14 protein-coding genes are annotated in these 13,874 nt (G+C 72.6%); 6 read left to right on the top strand and 8 right to left on the bottom strand.

Features of this window, described 5'->3' with window-relative positions:
* Window positions 1–206: 206 nt before the first annotated feature.
* The 4 genes from acs (at window position 207) to OG295_RS18620 (ending at window position 5,382) form a co-directional block, all read left to right on the top strand.
* Entirely contained in the window at window positions 207–2,204 is a 1,998-nt protein-coding gene (acs, locus tag OG295_RS18635; RefSeq protein WP_371677876.1) for an acetate--CoA ligase, read from the top strand.
* Window positions 2,205–2,437: 233 nt separating this feature from the next.
* A complete protein-coding gene (nhaA, locus tag OG295_RS18630; RefSeq protein ID WP_371677875.1) occupies window positions 2,438–3,901 on the top strand; it encodes a Na+/H+ antiporter NhaA in 1,464 nt (487 codons plus the stop codon).
* Window positions 3,902–3,955: 54 nt separating this feature from the next.
* A complete protein-coding gene (locus tag OG295_RS18625; RefSeq protein ID WP_371677874.1) occupies window positions 3,956–4,414 on the top strand; it encodes a phage holin family protein in 459 nt (152 codons plus the stop codon).
* A complete protein-coding gene (locus OG295_RS18620) occupies window positions 4,411–5,382 on the top strand; it encodes an alpha/beta fold hydrolase (protein ID WP_371677873.1) in 972 nt (323 codons plus the stop codon). The genes OG295_RS18625 and OG295_RS18620 overlap by 4 nt, the downstream gene beginning before the upstream one ends.
* Window positions 5,383–5,757: 375 nt before the next feature.
* Here the strand turns inward: OG295_RS18620 and OG295_RS18615 are convergent, their stop codons facing one another.
* The 3 genes from OG295_RS18615 to nth all read right to left on the bottom strand — a co-directional run bounded on the left by OG295_RS18615 (window position 5,758) and on the right by nth (window position 8,656).
* Window positions 5,758–6,960, bottom strand: coding sequence for a MarP family serine protease (locus tag OG295_RS18615; protein WP_266841735.1), 1,203 nt, complete (start codon window positions 6,958–6,960; stop codon window positions 5,758–5,760).
* 13 nt (window positions 6,961–6,973) lie between these two features.
* Window positions 6,974–7,690, bottom strand: coding sequence for a CoA pyrophosphatase (locus OG295_RS18610; RefSeq protein ID WP_371677872.1), 717 nt, complete (start codon window positions 7,688–7,690; stop codon window positions 6,974–6,976).
* A 156-nt stretch (window positions 7,691–7,846) separates the two neighbouring features.
* Entirely contained in the window at window positions 7,847–8,656 is an 810-nt protein-coding gene (gene nth, locus OG295_RS18605) for an endonuclease III (RefSeq protein ID WP_371681229.1), read from the bottom strand.
* Window positions 8,657–9,063: 407 nt separating this feature from the next.
* On the opposite strand from nth, the gene OG295_RS18600 reads away from it, so the two are divergent.
* Window positions 9,064–9,738, top strand: coding sequence for a Crp/Fnr family transcriptional regulator (locus tag OG295_RS18600; protein WP_003981529.1), 675 nt, complete (start codon window positions 9,064–9,066; stop codon window positions 9,736–9,738).
* Window positions 9,739–9,877: 139 nt separating this feature from the next.
* A complete protein-coding gene (locus tag OG295_RS18595) occupies window positions 9,878–10,681 on the top strand; it encodes a nucleotidyltransferase domain-containing protein (RefSeq protein WP_371677871.1) in 804 nt (267 codons plus the stop codon).
* 16 nt (window positions 10,682–10,697) lie between these two features.
* Here OG295_RS18595 and OG295_RS18590 read toward each other — a convergent pair whose 3' ends face one another.
* The 5 genes from OG295_RS18590 to OG295_RS18570 all read right to left on the bottom strand — a co-directional run bounded on the left by OG295_RS18590 (window position 10,698) and on the right by OG295_RS18570 (window position 13,847).
* Complete coding sequence (locus tag OG295_RS18590; protein ID WP_371677870.1) at window positions 10,698–10,997, bottom strand: hypothetical protein; 300 nt, start codon at window positions 10,995–10,997, stop codon at window positions 10,698–10,700.
* Window positions 10,994–11,839, bottom strand: coding sequence for an MBL fold metallo-hydrolase (locus tag OG295_RS18585; RefSeq protein ID WP_371677869.1), 846 nt, complete (start codon window positions 11,837–11,839; stop codon window positions 10,994–10,996). The genes OG295_RS18590 and OG295_RS18585 overlap by 4 nt, the downstream gene beginning before the upstream one ends.
* Entirely contained in the window at window positions 11,836–12,738 is a 903-nt protein-coding gene (locus tag OG295_RS18580) for an NUDIX hydrolase (protein WP_371677868.1), read from the bottom strand. The genes OG295_RS18585 and OG295_RS18580 overlap by 4 nt, the downstream gene beginning before the upstream one ends.
* Before the next feature lie 477 nt (window positions 12,739–13,215).
* A complete protein-coding gene (locus tag OG295_RS18575; RefSeq protein WP_371677867.1) occupies window positions 13,216–13,689 on the bottom strand; it encodes a RidA family protein in 474 nt (157 codons plus the stop codon).
* A complete protein-coding gene (locus OG295_RS18570; protein WP_007264966.1) occupies window positions 13,686–13,847 on the bottom strand; it encodes a DUF4177 domain-containing protein in 162 nt (53 codons plus the stop codon). The genes OG295_RS18575 and OG295_RS18570 overlap by 4 nt, the downstream gene beginning before the upstream one ends.
* Between the last annotated feature and the right edge of the window lie 27 nt (window positions 13,848–13,874).

The raw sequence follows: 13,874 nt of genomic DNA, 5'->3' as shown, positions 1-13,874 counted from the left end.
GGATTTCCGTCCGAACCGATACCCTCCCGTATCCGTGCAAGCTGTTGGCCCCTTCTCGCACCCTGCAGCGGGAAGGGGCCCTTCGCGCGCCGCGCGCCGCGCGCGGCCCGCGCGTACGCTGCGGCGCACGGGCCGCCCAGTCGTGCTATAGGTCTAAACCAATTCACGGCTACCCCTTGTCACCTGGGCGTCTGACCTGATGAGCTATGCCCGGGGACACAACGGACACCCTGGGAAAGGGAGATGTCGTGAGCAATGACAGCCTGGCCAATCTGCTCAAGGAGGAGCGGCGGTTCGCACCGCCCGCCGATCTGGCCGCCGCCGCCAACGTGACCGAGGCGGCGTACGCGCAGGCCGACGCGGACCGGCTGGGCTTCTGGGCCGAGCAGGCCCGGCGGCTGACCTGGGAGACCGAGCCGACCGAGACGCTCGACTGGAGCAACCCGCCGTTCGCGAAGTGGTTCGCCGACGGCAAGCTGAACGTGGCGTACAACTGCGTGGACCGGCACGTCGAGGCCGGCAACGGCGACCGCGTCGCGATCCACTTCGAGGGCGAGCCCGGCGACAGCCGCTCCCTGACCTACGCCCAGCTCAAGGACGAGGTCTCGCAGGCCGCCAACGCCCTCACCGAGCTCGGTGTCCAGGCGGGCGACCGGGTCGCCGTCTACCTGCCGATGATCCCCGAGGCCGTCGTCGCGATGCTCGCGTGCGCCCGCGTCGGCGCCGCCCACTCGGTGGTCTTCGGCGGCTTCTCCGCCGATGCCGTCGCCTCCCGCATCCAGGACGCCGACGCCAAGCTGGTGATCACCGCCGACGGCGGCTACCGCCGCGGCAAGCCCAGCGCGCTCAAGCCCGCCATCGACGAGGCCGTCGCCAAGTGCCCGCAGGTCGAGCACGTCCTCGTGGTGCGCCGCACCGGCCAGGACACCGCCGTCACCGAGGGCCGCGACGTCTGGTGGCACGACGTGGTCGGCCGCCAGTCCACCGAGCACACCCCGCAGGCCTTCGACGCCGAGCACCCGCTCTTCATCCTGTACACCTCGGGGACCACGGGTAAGCCCAAGGGCATCCTGCACACTTCCGGCGGCTACCTCACGCAGGCCTCGTACACCCACCACGCCGTCTTCGACCTCAAGCCGGAGACCGACGTCTACTGGTGCACCGCCGACATCGGCTGGGTGACCGGGCACTCCTACATCGTCTACGGTCCGCTCGCCAACGGCGCCACCCAGGTGATGTACGAGGGCACGCCGGACACCCCGCACCAGGGCCGGTTCTGGGAGGTCGTGCAGAAGTACGGCGTCACCATCCTCTACACCGCGCCCACCGCGATCCGTACGTTCATGAAGTGGGGCGACGACATCCCCGCGAAGTTCGACCTGTCGAGCCTGCGCGTGCTGGGCTCGGTCGGCGAGCCGATCAACCCCGAGGCCTGGATCTGGTACCGCAAGCACATCGGCGGCGACCGCTGCCCGATCGTGGACACGTGGTGGCAGACCGAGACCGGCGCCATGATGATCGCCCCGCTGCCGGGCGTCACCGAGACCAAGCCCGGCTCCGCGCAGCGCGCGCTGCCCGGCATCGGTGCCACCGTCGTGGACGACGAGGGCCGCGAGGTGGCGAACGGCGGAGTCGGCTACCTGGTCCTCACCGAGCCGTGGCCGTCGATGCTGCGCACCATCTGGGGCGACGACCAGCGCTTCGTCGACACCTACTGGTCCCGCTTCGAGGGCAAGTACTTCGCGGGCGACGGCGCCAAGAAGGACGACGACGGCGACATCTGGCTGCTCGGCCGGGTCGACGACGTAATGCTGGTGTCGGGCCACAACATCTCGACCACCGAGGTGGAGTCGGCGCTCGTCTCGCACCCGTCGGTCGCCGAGGCGGCCGTCGTGGGCGCCAAGGACGAGACCACCGGCCAGGCCATCGTGGCCTTCGTCATCCTGCGCGGCAGCGCCACCGAGACGGACGCCCTGGTCGGGGAGCTGCGCAACCACGTGGGCGCCACCCTCGGCCCGATCGCCAAGCCGAAGCGGATCGTCCCGGTGCAGGAACTGCCGAAGACCCGTTCCGGCAAGATCATGCGCCGTCTGCTGCGCGACGTGGCGGAGGACCGGGCGGTCGGCGACGTGACCACGCTCGCCGATTCCTCGGTGATGGCGCTGATCCAGACCAAGCTGCCCAGCGCCTCCAGCGAGGACTGACCGGACTGACCGGACTGACGCACAACGGGCCACGGGTCCTGGAGGGCGTCCGGCGCACAACGCGCCGGACGCCCTCCTCCCGTTTAAGGTGAAGATCACCCGATACGACCGCGCGAACCCTGTAAGGTAAAGGAAGCGTCAACATTTGACGCTCGAAGAGTCTCAGGGTGCGCCGGGAAGTCTGGTCGGCAACTGCATTTGTCATGCCGTCGCCCACCCGGAGGTTCCCCACCGTGGCCACGCCCCCGCCCAGCACCCGCCGCAAGTTCCTCGGCAGGCTCTCCCTCCCCGAGCGCCGCTTCGTCGCCGACGCGCTGCGCACCGAGACCGTCGGCGGGGTCCTGCTCCTGGTGGCCGCCATCGCCGCCCTCGTGTGGGCGAACATCCCGGCGATATCCGCGAGCTACGACAGCGTCAGGTCCTTCCACATCGGCCCCGCCGCCCTGGGCCTGGACCTCTCGCTCCAGCACTGGGCAGCCGACGGCCTGCTCGCGATCTTCTTCTTCGTCGCCGGCATCGAGCTCAAGCGCGAGCTGGTCGCGGGCGACCTGAGCGACCCCAAGGCGGCCGCCCTCCCCGTGATCGCCGCCCTCTGCGGCATGGCCGTGCCCGCGGTGGTCTACGCCCTGGTCAACACCCTCGGCAACGGATCGCTCGACGGCTGGGCGGTCCCGACGGCCACCGACATCGCCTTCGCCCTCGCCGTCCTCGCGGTCATCGGCACCTCGCTGCCGTCCGCGCTGCGCGCCTTCCTGCTGACCCTGGCGGTCGTCGACGACCTCTTCGCCATCCTGATCATCGCGGTGTTCTTCACCAGCGAGATCGACTTCCTCGCCCTCGGCGGGGCCCTCGCGGGCCTGGTCCTCTTCTGGTTCCTGCTGCGCTTCGGCGTCCGCGGCTGGTACGTGTACGTCCCGCTCGCCCTGGTCATCTGGGGCCTGATGTACAACAGCGGCGTCCACGCCACCATCGCCGGCGTCGCGATGGGCCTGATGCTGCGCTGCACCCGCAGGGACGGCGAGGAGCACTCCCCCGGCGAGCACATCGAGCACCTGGTCCGCCCCGTCTCGGCCGGCCTGGCCGTCCCCCTCTTCGCCCTGCTCTCCGCCGGGGTCTCGCTCTCCGACGAGGCCATCGCGCAGGTCTTCACCCGTCCCGAGACCCTCGGCGTGGTGCTCGGACTCGTCGTCGGCAAGACGGTCGGCATCTTCGGCGGCACCTGGCTCGCCGCCCGCTTCACCAAGGCCGAGCTGAACGAGGACCTCGCCTGGCCCGACGTACTGGCCGTGGCCTCCCTCGCCGGCATCGGCTTCACCGTCTCCCTGCTGATCGGCGAGCTGGCCTTCGCCGGAGACCCCGTCCTGACCGACGAGGTCAAGGCGGCCGTCCTGCTCGGCTCCCTGATCGCCGCGGCCATCGCGTGCGTGATGCTCAAGCTGCGCGACCGCCGGTACCGGTCGCTGACCGAGGCCGAGGAGCGCGACGAGGACGCCGACGGGATCCCGGACATCTACGAGCAGGACAACCCGGCGTACCACCTGCGGATGGCGAAGATCTACGAGGAGAAGGCCGCCGAGCACCGCCGCAGGGCCGAGGCCGTCGCCCCGGCCGAGGACGGTCCCACGGGTGGATCCACGGGTGGATCCACCCGGGAAGCGGCGGGCGGGTCCAGCACCGGCGCCGACCGTCCGGCATGATCTGACTGACGACGGAGGACAGCCGCCGACAGCAGACGACAGAGGGAGTCAGAGATGAGCGCAGTGGACCAAGAGGCTCCGGGAGCCGAGCGCACGCTCGGTCAGCTGGTCGCCTCGGCCACCGCCGAGATGTCGGCCCTGGTGCACGACGAGATCGCCCTCGCCAAGGTCGAGCTCAAGCAGGACGTCAAGCGCGCGGGCATCGGCAGCGGTGCCGCGATCGTGGCGGGCGTGCTGCTGCTCTTCTCCCTCCCCGTACTGAGTTTCGCCGCGGCCTACGGCATCCACAATCTCGGGCTCGGCCTGGCCTGGTCCTTCCTCATCGTCGGCGTCGCGTTCTGGCTGCTCGCGGGCCTGACCGGGCTGCTGGCCATGTCGAAGTTCAAGAAGGTCAAGCCGCCGGTGAAGACCATCGACTCGGTCAAGCAGACCGCGGCGCTCGTCGGAACCGTCAAGCCGCACCCGCGGCCGTTGAGTGACCAGGCCGTGGGTGTGGCACGCTCGTCTTCATGACAGCCCCTTCTCCGGACCCCAGCCCCGCGCCCACCGCTGCTTCGGCGGTACGGATCGACGTGCCGGGCGGGAGAAAGGTGACCCACCGGGACGTCGCCGCCAACGGCGCGCGCTTCCACGTCGCGGAGTGCGGCGACGGCCCGCTCGTCCTCCTGCTGCACGGGTTCCCGCAGTTCTGGTGGACCTGGCGGCACCAGCTGACCGCGCTCGCGGACGCCGGGTACCGCGCGGTGGCGATGGATCTGCGCGGGGTGGGCGGCAGCGACCGCACCCCGCGCGGCTACGACCCGGCGAACCTCGCCCTGGACATCACCGGAGTGGTCCGTTCCCTCGGCGAGCCGGACGCCGCCCTCGTCGGGCACGACCTGGGCGGATACCTCGCCTGGACGGCGGCCGTGATGCGGCCCAAGCTGGTGCGCCGGCTGGTCGTCTCCTCGATGCCGCACCCGCGCCGCTGGCGCTCGGCGATGCTGGCGGACTTCGGCCAGACCCGGGCCAGCTCCCACGTCTGGGGCTTCCAGAGGCCCTTCGTCCCCGAGCGGCAGCTGGTCGCCGATGACGGGGCCCTCGTGGGGGAGCTGATCCGGGAGTGGTCCGGGCCGCGGCTGCAGGCGGACGGCTCCGACGAGGAGGCACTCGCCGTGTACCGGCGGGCCATGTGCATCCCCTCCACGGCGCACTGCTCCATCGAGCCGTACCGCTGGATGATGCGCTCGATGGCCCGGCCGGACGGGCTCCAGTTCTACCGGCGGATGAAGCGGCCCGTACGGGTGCCCACGCTGCACCTGCACGGCTCGCTGGACCCGGTGATGCGCACCCGCAGCGCCGCCGGTTCCGGGGAGTACGTCGAAGCCCCGTACCGCTGGCGGCTCTTCGACGGACTGGGGCACTTCCCCCACGAGGAGGACCCGGTGGCCTTCTCCACCGAGCTGGTGAACTGGCTGAAGGACCCCGAGCCCGACCGCTGACGGGCCGTCGGCGGGCCATCCGCGGGATCCCCGCGGATGGCTGACGGGGCGACAGGCGCTTCGTACGACTGTCTTACGGGCATTCAATTGCCCGGCGCATAGGCCAATTGGCGGCCCCCCGGGGGATTACGGACCCTGGGCCCCGGGCACAGCTCGTTGTATGGGCTGGACGCACGACCACGGTGACACCGCACGCGAACGCCGCTCGGCCACAGCGCCGGGCACGCACGACAGGGCCGGCCGGGACGGTCACGACCCCCGGCTGGGGATCCCACGCATCCTGCGCCGCCGCGCCCGCTGGGTCTCGGCGCGGCTGCGCCATCCACGCATGTAGGACACACCTCCCCGGGCCCCGGCAGGGGCCCGGGGAGGGCGTCAGAGGGCGCAGCCCTGGGTGTCGACGCGGCGGCTGGAGGTCTTGCCGAGGCGGATGTCGTCCCGGATCTCGTCCGCCGTCAGGGCGTAACCGGTGTTCGGGTCGTCGAGCGACTTGGCGAAGACGACCCCGTACACCCGGCCCTCGGGCGTCAGCAGCGGGCCGCCGGAGTTGCCCTGGCGGACGGTCGCGTAGAGCGAGTAGACGTCGCGGCGGACGGTGCCCCGGTGGTAGATGTCCGGGCCGTTGGCGTTGATCCGGCCGCGGACCCGGGCCGCTCGGACGTCGTAGGCGCCGTTCTCCGGGAAGCCGGCCACGATCGCGTCGCTGCTGCTCGTGGCGTCCTTCTCGGTGAACTCCAGGGCCGGGGCGCGCAGCTTGGGCACGTCCAGGACGGCGATGTCGCGCTCCCAGTCGTAGAGCACGACCTTGCCGTCGTAGAGCTTGCCCTCGCCGCCGACCTGCACGGTGGGCTCCATGACACCGCCGACGACGTGGGCGTTGGTCATCACCTTGCCCGGCGCGAAGACGAAGCCGGTGCCCTCCAGGACCTTGCTGCAACTGGGCGCCGTACCGACGACCTTCACGATGGAGAGCTTCGCCTGTTCGGCCACGCCGCTGCGGGCGAGGGCCGGGTCGGGCGCCTTCACCTCGGTGATCGGCTCGTTGGAGAACGGGCTGAAGACCTGGGGGAAGCCGTTGCGGGCGAGGGTGGAACTGAAGTCCGAGAACCAGGTGTTGGCCTGCGCGGGGAGCACGCGCGACACGCCGAGGAGCACCTTGGAGTTGCGGACCTCCTTGCCGAGCGTGGGCAGCGAGGTCCCGGCGAGTGCGGAACCGATCAGCCATGCCACCAGCAGCATCGCGACGACGTTCACCAGGGCCCCGCCGGTCGCGTCGAGCGCGCGGGCGGGCGACCAGGTGATGTGGCGTCGCAGGCGGCTGCCCAGATGGGTGGTCAGGGCCTGGCCGATCGAGGCGCAGATGATGATCACGACGACGGCGATCACGACGACGGTGGTGGTCACCTGGGTGCCGTTGTCGGTCACCCGGTCCCAGATCAGGGGCAGCAGGGACACGGCGACGAGACCACCGCCGAGGAAGCCGATCACCGACAGGATGCCGACGACGAACCCCTGGCGGTAGCCCACGATCGCGAACCACACGGCGGCGACCAGCAACAGGATGTCCAGCACGTTCACGAGGGTCACCGTCTCATGCGTGCCAGTCGAGTGGGACCTGACGTGAGCGGTCCCACGGGCGCTCCCAGCCCGCGAAGTGCAGGATGCGGTCGATCACCCCGGCCGTGAACCCCCAGACCAGGGCCGATTCGACGGTGAAGGCGGGCCCCTGGTGGCCTCTGGGGTGGACCACGGTCACCCGGTGGGCGGGATCCGTGAGATCCGCCACGGGCACCGTGAAGACCCGGGCCGTCTCCGCGGGGTCCACCGGGCCGACCGGGGAGGGTTCGCGCCACCAGCCGAGCACCGGGGTCACGACGAACTCGCTGACCGGGATGTAGAGCCGGGGCAGCACCCCGAAGAGCTGGACGCCGGCCGGGTCGAGACCGGTCTCCTCCTCGGCCTCGCGCAGTGCGGCGCGCAGCGGTCCGGTGGTGTGCGGATCGCCGTCCCCGGGGTCGAGGGCTCCGCCGGGGAAGGAGGGCTGGCCGGCGTGCGAGCGCAGGGTGCCGGCCCGCTCCTGGAGCAGCAGCTCCGGGCCGCGCGGACCCTCGCCGAAGAGGATCAGCACGGCGGACTGGCGGCCCCCGCCGTCCTCGGGGGGCAGGAAGCGGCTGAGCTGGCGCGGCCGGACGGTGCGGGCCGCCGCCACGACCGGGTCGAGCCAGGCGGGCAGCCCCTCGGTGCTGAGGACCAGGCCGTCGCCCTCGCGGGTGGTGGCCGTGGTCTCGTCCTGTGTACCGCGCGTCATAGGCACCCCTGTCCGTGTTCTTCCGTGAACACCCTCTCCCACACCGCTGAACGCGGTCCGGGTACCGATTCGTTCCGGCGGGGGCGTGCGGCCGTCCCGGCGCACGCCCCCGCCGGTGGGCCCGGGCCACGTCCGGCCGTACGCCCCAGGTCGCGCTCAGGGCTCCGTACGGGCTCCCAGCGGGGAGGCGGGGAGGCCCGGGTAGTCCGGGGGCGGGGACAGGCGCTGGCCCGGGTAGCCGCCCTTCTCGTACTTCAGCAGCTTCTTCGCCTTCTCCGGGTCCGTCTCGCCCTCCCCGTAGGCCGGGCAGAGCGGCGCGATGGGGCAGGCGCCGCAGGCGGGGTTGCGGGCGTGGCAGATGCGGCGGCCGTGGAAGACCACGCGGTGCGAGAGCATCGTCCACTCGCTCTTGGGGAAGATCGCGCAGATCTCCGCCTCGACCTTCTCTGGGTCCTCCTGCTCGGTCCACTTGAAGCGGCGGGCGAGGCGTCCGAAGTGGGTGTCGACGGTGATCCCGGGGACCCCGAAGACGTTGCCGAGGACCACGTTCGCCGTTTTGCGGCCCACTCCGGGCAGGGTGACCAGGTCTTCGAGCCGGCCGGGGACCTCGCCGCCGAAGCGGTCGCGCAGGGCCTGCGACAGGCCGAGGAGGGACTTGGCCTTCATCCGGAAGAACCCGGTCGGCCTGATCAGCTCCTCCAGTTCCTCCGGCACGGCCTCGGCCATGTCCTCGGGGGTCGGGTAGGCCGCGAAGAGGGCGGGGGTCGTCTGGTTCACGCGGAGGTCGGTGGTCTGCGCGGACAGGATGGTGGCGACCAGGAGCTCGAAGGGATTGCGGAAATCCAGCTCCGGATGGGCGTACGGGTACACGTCGGCCAGTTCCCGGTTGATGCGGCGGGCCCGCCGGACCATCGCCAGGCGGGATTCGGCCCTGCCCTTCCCGGCGCTCCGGGCGGGGGCGGGCACCCGGGAGGCCGCCGGGGCCCCGTTCACGGTCCCCGACGCGCTCTTGTCCGCGGTCGCGCGCGCCGCCGCGCCCGGCCGTTTCTTGGCCGAAGCTTTGCCCTGGGGGGCGGGCCGGGACCCGCCGGGCACCTCCCCGGGGGCTTGTTCGCCCACGGCTGAATTTTGGGTCGCCGTCACTCCTGCGGACCCCTTGGCCTGTGCTCTCACCGGCTTATTGGACACCCGGCCAGCCTAAGGCCGGGTGCCGACACCCGCCCGGACCTCAGGTAACACCACCCCGATCGGTCGCTCACCACACAGCACGGGCGTCCGTCCGGCATCCTTGGTAGTGATTGATCGCACTGTTTGAGCCGTCCGGCAAAATGGGAGACCGGTCCCCTGAGCTGGTCGACATAGGAGAGAGACTCGTGGACGACGTTCTGCGGCGCGCCCCGCTCTTCGCGGCGCTCGATGACGAGCAGGCCGCGGAGCTCCGCGCCTCCATGGGCGAGGTGACGCTCGCACGCGGTGACGCCCTGTTCCACGAGGGCGACCCCGGCGACCGGCTCTACGTCGTGACCGAGGGCAAGGTGAAGCTCCACCGCACCTCCCCCGACGGTCGCGAGAACATGCTGGCCGTCCTCGGCCCCGGCGAGCTGATCGGCGAGCTGTCGCTCTTCGACCCGGGCCCGCGCACCGCCACCGCCACCGCGCTGACCGAGGTCAAGCTCCTCGGCCTCGGCCACGGTGACCTGCAGCCGTGGCTGAACGCCCGGCCCGAGGTCGCGACCGCGCTGCTGCGCGCCGTCGCCCGGCGCCTGCGCAAGACCAACGACCAGATGTCCGACCTGGTCTTCTCCGACGTTCCGGGCCGTGTGGCCCGGGCGCTCCTCGACCTGTCGCGCCGCTTCGGCGTGCAGTCGGAGGAGGGCATCCACGTCGTGCACGACCTGACGCAGGAGGAGCTCGCCCAGCTCGTCGGCGCCTCCCGCGAGACCGTGAACAAGGCCCTGGCCGACTTCGCGGGCCGCGGCTGGCTGCGCCTGGAAGCGCGCGCCGTGATCCTGCTGGACGTGGAGCGGCTCGCCAAGCGCTCGCGCTGACGTCACCGACGTCGGCCGCCGCGCCCCGGCGCGGTCGTGGAGGGGTCCTGTCCGGAAGCCGGGCGGGGCCCCTCCGCGCGTCCGGCGCGCCCCGGAAAACGGCTTCGCGGCCGCCCCGGGAAGGGGCACAGTGGGGATCATGGAACACAGGGGTCTGGACGCGTACGGGTACTTCGAGCGGGAGGGGTCCCTGGGGCGGATCCAGCCCTCGTTCGCCGGCCTCGTCGCCGCGGCGCGCGGCCGGATCGCCGAGGCCTACGGGAGCCGGCTCCACAGCGCCTACCTCTACGGGTCGGTGCCGCGCGGCACCGCCCGCCCCGGCCGCTCCGACCTCGACCTGCTGATCGCCCTGCACGACGAGCCCGCCCACGACGACCGCGACATCGCGGAGGTGCTGGGCCAGGGCCTCGACCAGGACTTCCCGGAGATCGACGGGGTCGGCGTCCTGCTGTACGGCAAGGACCGGCTGCTGAGCGAGCAGGAACGTTACGACCTGGGCTGGTTCCTGGCCTGCCTGTGCACGCCGCTGCTCGGGGACGACCTGGCCGAGCACCTGCCCCGGTACCGGCCGGACGGCGTCCTGGCCCGGGAGACCAACGGCGACCTGGCCCGCGTACTGCCCCGCTGGCGCGAACGCGTCGAGGCGGCCTCGGAACCGTCCGACTACCGCCGGCTGAGCCGGGCCTTCGCCCGGCACCTCGTGCGCACCGGGTTCACCCTGGTCATGCCCCGCTGGGGCGGCTGGACCAGCGACCTCACCGAGTCCGCGGAGGTCTTCGCCCGGTACTACCCGCAGCGGGCCGACCAGATGCGGGCCGCGGCCGTCGTGGCGCTGGCCCCGGTCGAGGACCCCGCCGTGGTGCGCCGGTACGTCGAGGACCTCGGGCCGTGGCTCGCCGACGAGTACACGGCCCGGCACGGTACGAAGGCGCCGCGCCCGTAGGCCGCGGCGGAGCGAGTCAGGCGCTCCGCGCCGGGGCCAGGGCGTCGACGGCCCGCTTCGCCTCCGCCAGACCGGCGCCGGTGATCTCGCGGTACCGCTTGATCGCCGAGACGTCGCGGCCGTCGCGCACCAGCGCCCGCACCTCGTCCATCCCGGCCGGCTCCGGCTCCTCGATGCCCAGGTGGTCCAGCACCAGGCCCAGGCGGCGCTCCAGCCGGTCCGCCCTGTCCGCCAGGGCACGCATGCGCAGGGTCACCGTCGAGGTGATCCAGCCGGCCGCGGCGAGCAGCGCGAGCAGTACGTACAGGGTGTTCATTCAGGTCCCCCCGGGATCAGTCCGTGATCACGAAGGTACTCCAGCTGTGCCTGTACGGACCACGTGGCCGCGGGCCACAGGGAGCGGTCCACGTCGGCGTAGACCTGCGCGACGACCGCCTCGGGGGTGACGAAGCCGTTCTCCACGGCCGTCTCGACCTGCGCGAGCCGGTGGGCGCGGTGCGCCAGGTAGTACTCGACGGCGCCCTGGGCGTCCTCCAGGACCGGCCCGTGCCCCGGGAGCACCGTGGTCACCCCGTCGTCGACGGTGAGGGAGCGCAGGCGGCGCAGGGAGTCGAGATAGTCCCCCAGACGGCCGTCGGGGTGCGCGACCACGGTCGTACCGCGGCCCAGGATGGTGTCACCGGTGATGACGGCACGGTCGGCGGGCAGGTGGAAGCAGAGCGAGTCGGAGGTGTGGCCGGGGGTCGCCACGACGCGCAGCTCCAGGCCACCGGTACGGATCACGTCGCCGGCGGCCAGGCCCTCGTCGCCGAGCCTCAGCGCGGGGTCGAGGGCGCGGACCTTCGTCCCGGTCAGCTCCGCGAAGCGGCCGGCCCCCTCGGCGTGGTCGGGGTGGCCGTGGGTCAGGAGGGTCAGCGCGACGCGCTTGCCGGCCTGCTCGGCGGTGGCGATGACGGCCCGCAGGTGGGCTTCGTCCAGCGGGCCGGGGTCGATGACGACGGCCAGCTCGGAGTCCGGCTCGGAGACCAGCCAGGTGTTGGTGCCGTCCAGGGTCATCGCGGAGGCGTTGGGCGCCAGGACGTTGACGGCACGGACGGTCGCCGGCCCGGAGGAGACCATTCCGCGGGGCTGGCCGGGGAGTACGGCGGCGTCGGTCATGCGGTGCCTCCCGGGCGGACGCGCTTGGTGAACTCGTCGTGCCCCGGCCAGCTGAGCACCAGCTCACCGTCCACGAGGGCGGCCTGTGCCAGTACGGGCGTCAGGTCCTGCGCGGCGGCCGCCGTCAGCGCGTCGGCGGCGCTGGCGTGGGGCTCCAGGGAGCGCAGGGTGGAGATGGTGGGCGGCATCATCAGCAGCTCGCCCCCGTCGTAGCGGGCGGCGGCCTCGGAAGGGCGGATCCAGACGGTCCGGTCGGCCTCGGTGGAGGCGTTGCGGGTGCGCTGGCCCTCCGGGAGGGCCGCGACGAAGAACCACGTGTCGTAGCGGCGGGGCTCGAACTCCGGGGTGATCCACCGGGCCCACGCCCCGAGCAGGTCGGAGCGCAGCAGCAGGCCGCGCCGGTCCAGGAACTCGGCGAAGGACAGCTCGCGCGCCACGAGGGCCTCGCGGTCGGCCTCCCAGTCGTCACCGGTGGTGTCGCCGACGACGGTGCCGGGCGTCTCCCCGGCGAGCAGGACGCCGGCCTCCTCGAAGGTCTCACGGACGGCCCCGCACACGATGGCCTGGGCGGTGGCGGCGTCGGTGCCGAGGCGTTCCGCCCAGGCGTCCAGGCCGGGTCCGGCCCAGCCGATGCGGCGGTCCTCGTCACGCGGGTCGACCCCGCCGCCGGGGTAGGCGTAGGCGCCCCCGGCGAAGGCCATGGAGGCGCGGCGGCGCAGCATGTGCACGGCCGGGCCGGCGGGGGTGTCGCGGAGCAGCATCACCGTGGCGGCGCGTTTGGGCGCGACCGGGGTGAGCGCGCCGTCCGCGAGCGCGCGGATGCGGTCGGGCCACTCCGGGGGGTACCACTGGCCTCCGGCGGGCTGGCTGGACGACGGACCGTGCTGACCATTCGGCATGGCCGGATGCTACGGCCATCCGGCCCGATGTTCGAGGCCCACCCGGCCGCATCGCGCGGGCCCGGCACGGGATCGCCGTACTCGCCCGGCACAGGGCCGCCGCACGGGCCCCACACCGGATCGCCTCGCAGGCCCGGCACAGGGCCGCCCCGCCGCCGTTCCCGTCTCGGGCCCCCGGAGGGGCTGACGGGCCCCGGAGGCGGCGCTCCGGGCCTCCTGGCACGCGGCCCCGACCGCGCCCTCCCGGTGGCGGCCCGGCCCGCGGGCGGACCGGGACGGACGGCGACGCCCCACGGCCCGGCCGCTCCCCGCAGTGCCGGACGGCGCCACCTTACGGGCCGGGCGGCCCGCCGCGGCCGGAAGCACCACCGGCCCCGCACCGGCCGTGCCGGACGGGGTCCGGTGGGGCGGCGCGGAGCCGGAGAGGCCCCTCGGGGCCGAGCGGTGCGGGCGACGCGTCCCGGAGGGAGCGGCGCGTCAGGCCGAAGCGGTCAGCTCGACCTGGATCTCGATCTCGACCGGGGCGTCCAGCGGGAGGACGGCGACGCCGACCGCGCTGCGCGCGTGGACGCCCTTCTCCCCGAGGATCTCGCCCAGCAGCTCGCTCGCGCCGTTCAGCACGCCCGGCTGGGCCGTGAAGTCGGGGGCCGAGGCGACGAAGCCGACGACCTTGACGACACGGGCGATCTTGTCGAGGTCACCGACCACGGACTTCACGGCGGCCAGCGCGTTCAGCGCGCAGGTCGCGGCCAGCTCCTTGGCCTGCTCCGCGGAGACCTCCGCGCCGACCTTGCCGGTCAGCGACAGCTTGCCCTGCACCATCGGGAGCTGGCCGGCGGTGTACACGTAGGCACCCGACCGTACGGCCGGCTGGTAGGTGGCCAGCGGCGGAACGACCTCGGGAAGGGTCAGGCCGAGCTCGGCGATCCTCGCCTCGACGACGCCGCTCATGCCTTCTCCCGCTTGAGGTAGGCCACGAGCTGCTCGGGGTTGTTCGGGCCGGGCACGACCTGGACGAGCTCCCAGCCGTCCTCGCCCCAGGTGTCGAGGATCTGCTTGGTGGCGTGCACCAGCAGGGGCACCGTCGCGTATTCGAACTTCTTGGTCATGGGCCCGAGCGTAATGCCTGGGCGGGA

Source organism: Streptomyces sp. NBC_01276 (assembly GCF_041435355.1).
GTDB lineage: Bacteria > Actinomycetota > Actinomycetes > Streptomycetales > Streptomycetaceae > Streptomyces.
Note: the sequence above shows the minus strand (reverse complement) of the source record. Positions and strands in the feature narration are given on the sequence as shown.

Bases quoted from the DNA above. Each gene is read 5' to 3' on its own strand.
- acs (WP_371677876.1), top strand. From the start codon at position 207: ATGCCCGGGGACACAACGGACACCCTGGGAAAGGGAGATGTCGTGAGC.
- OG295_RS18625 (WP_371677874.1), top strand. From the start codon at position 3,956: ATGAGCGCAGTGGACCAAGAGGCTCCGGGAGCCGAGCGCACGCTCGGT.
- OG295_RS18620 (WP_371677873.1), top strand. From the start codon at position 4,411: ATGACAGCCCCTTCTCCGGACCCCAGCCCCGCGCCCACCGCTGCTTCG.
- OG295_RS18610 (WP_371677872.1), bottom strand. From the start codon at position 7,690: ATGACGCGCGGTACACAGGACGAGACCACGGCCACCACCCGCGAGGGC.
- OG295_RS18595 (WP_371677871.1), top strand. From the start codon at position 9,878: ATGGAACACAGGGGTCTGGACGCGTACGGGTACTTCGAGCGGGAGGGG.
- OG295_RS18590 (WP_371677870.1), bottom strand. From the start codon at position 10,997: ATGAACACCCTGTACGTACTGCTCGCGCTGCTCGCCGCGGCCGGCTGG.
- OG295_RS18585 (WP_371677869.1), bottom strand. From the start codon at position 11,839: ATGACCGACGCCGCCGTACTCCCCGGCCAGCCCCGCGGAATGGTCTCC.
- OG295_RS18580 (WP_371677868.1), bottom strand. From the start codon at position 12,738: ATGCCGAATGGTCAGCACGGTCCGTCGTCCAGCCAGCCCGCCGGAGGC.
- OG295_RS18575 (WP_371677867.1), bottom strand. From the start codon at position 13,689: ATGAGCGGCGTCGTCGAGGCGAGGATCGCCGAGCTCGGCCTGACCCTT.
- OG295_RS18570 (WP_007264966.1), bottom strand. From the start codon at position 13,847: ATGACCAAGAAGTTCGAATACGCGACGGTGCCCCTGCTGGTGCACGCC.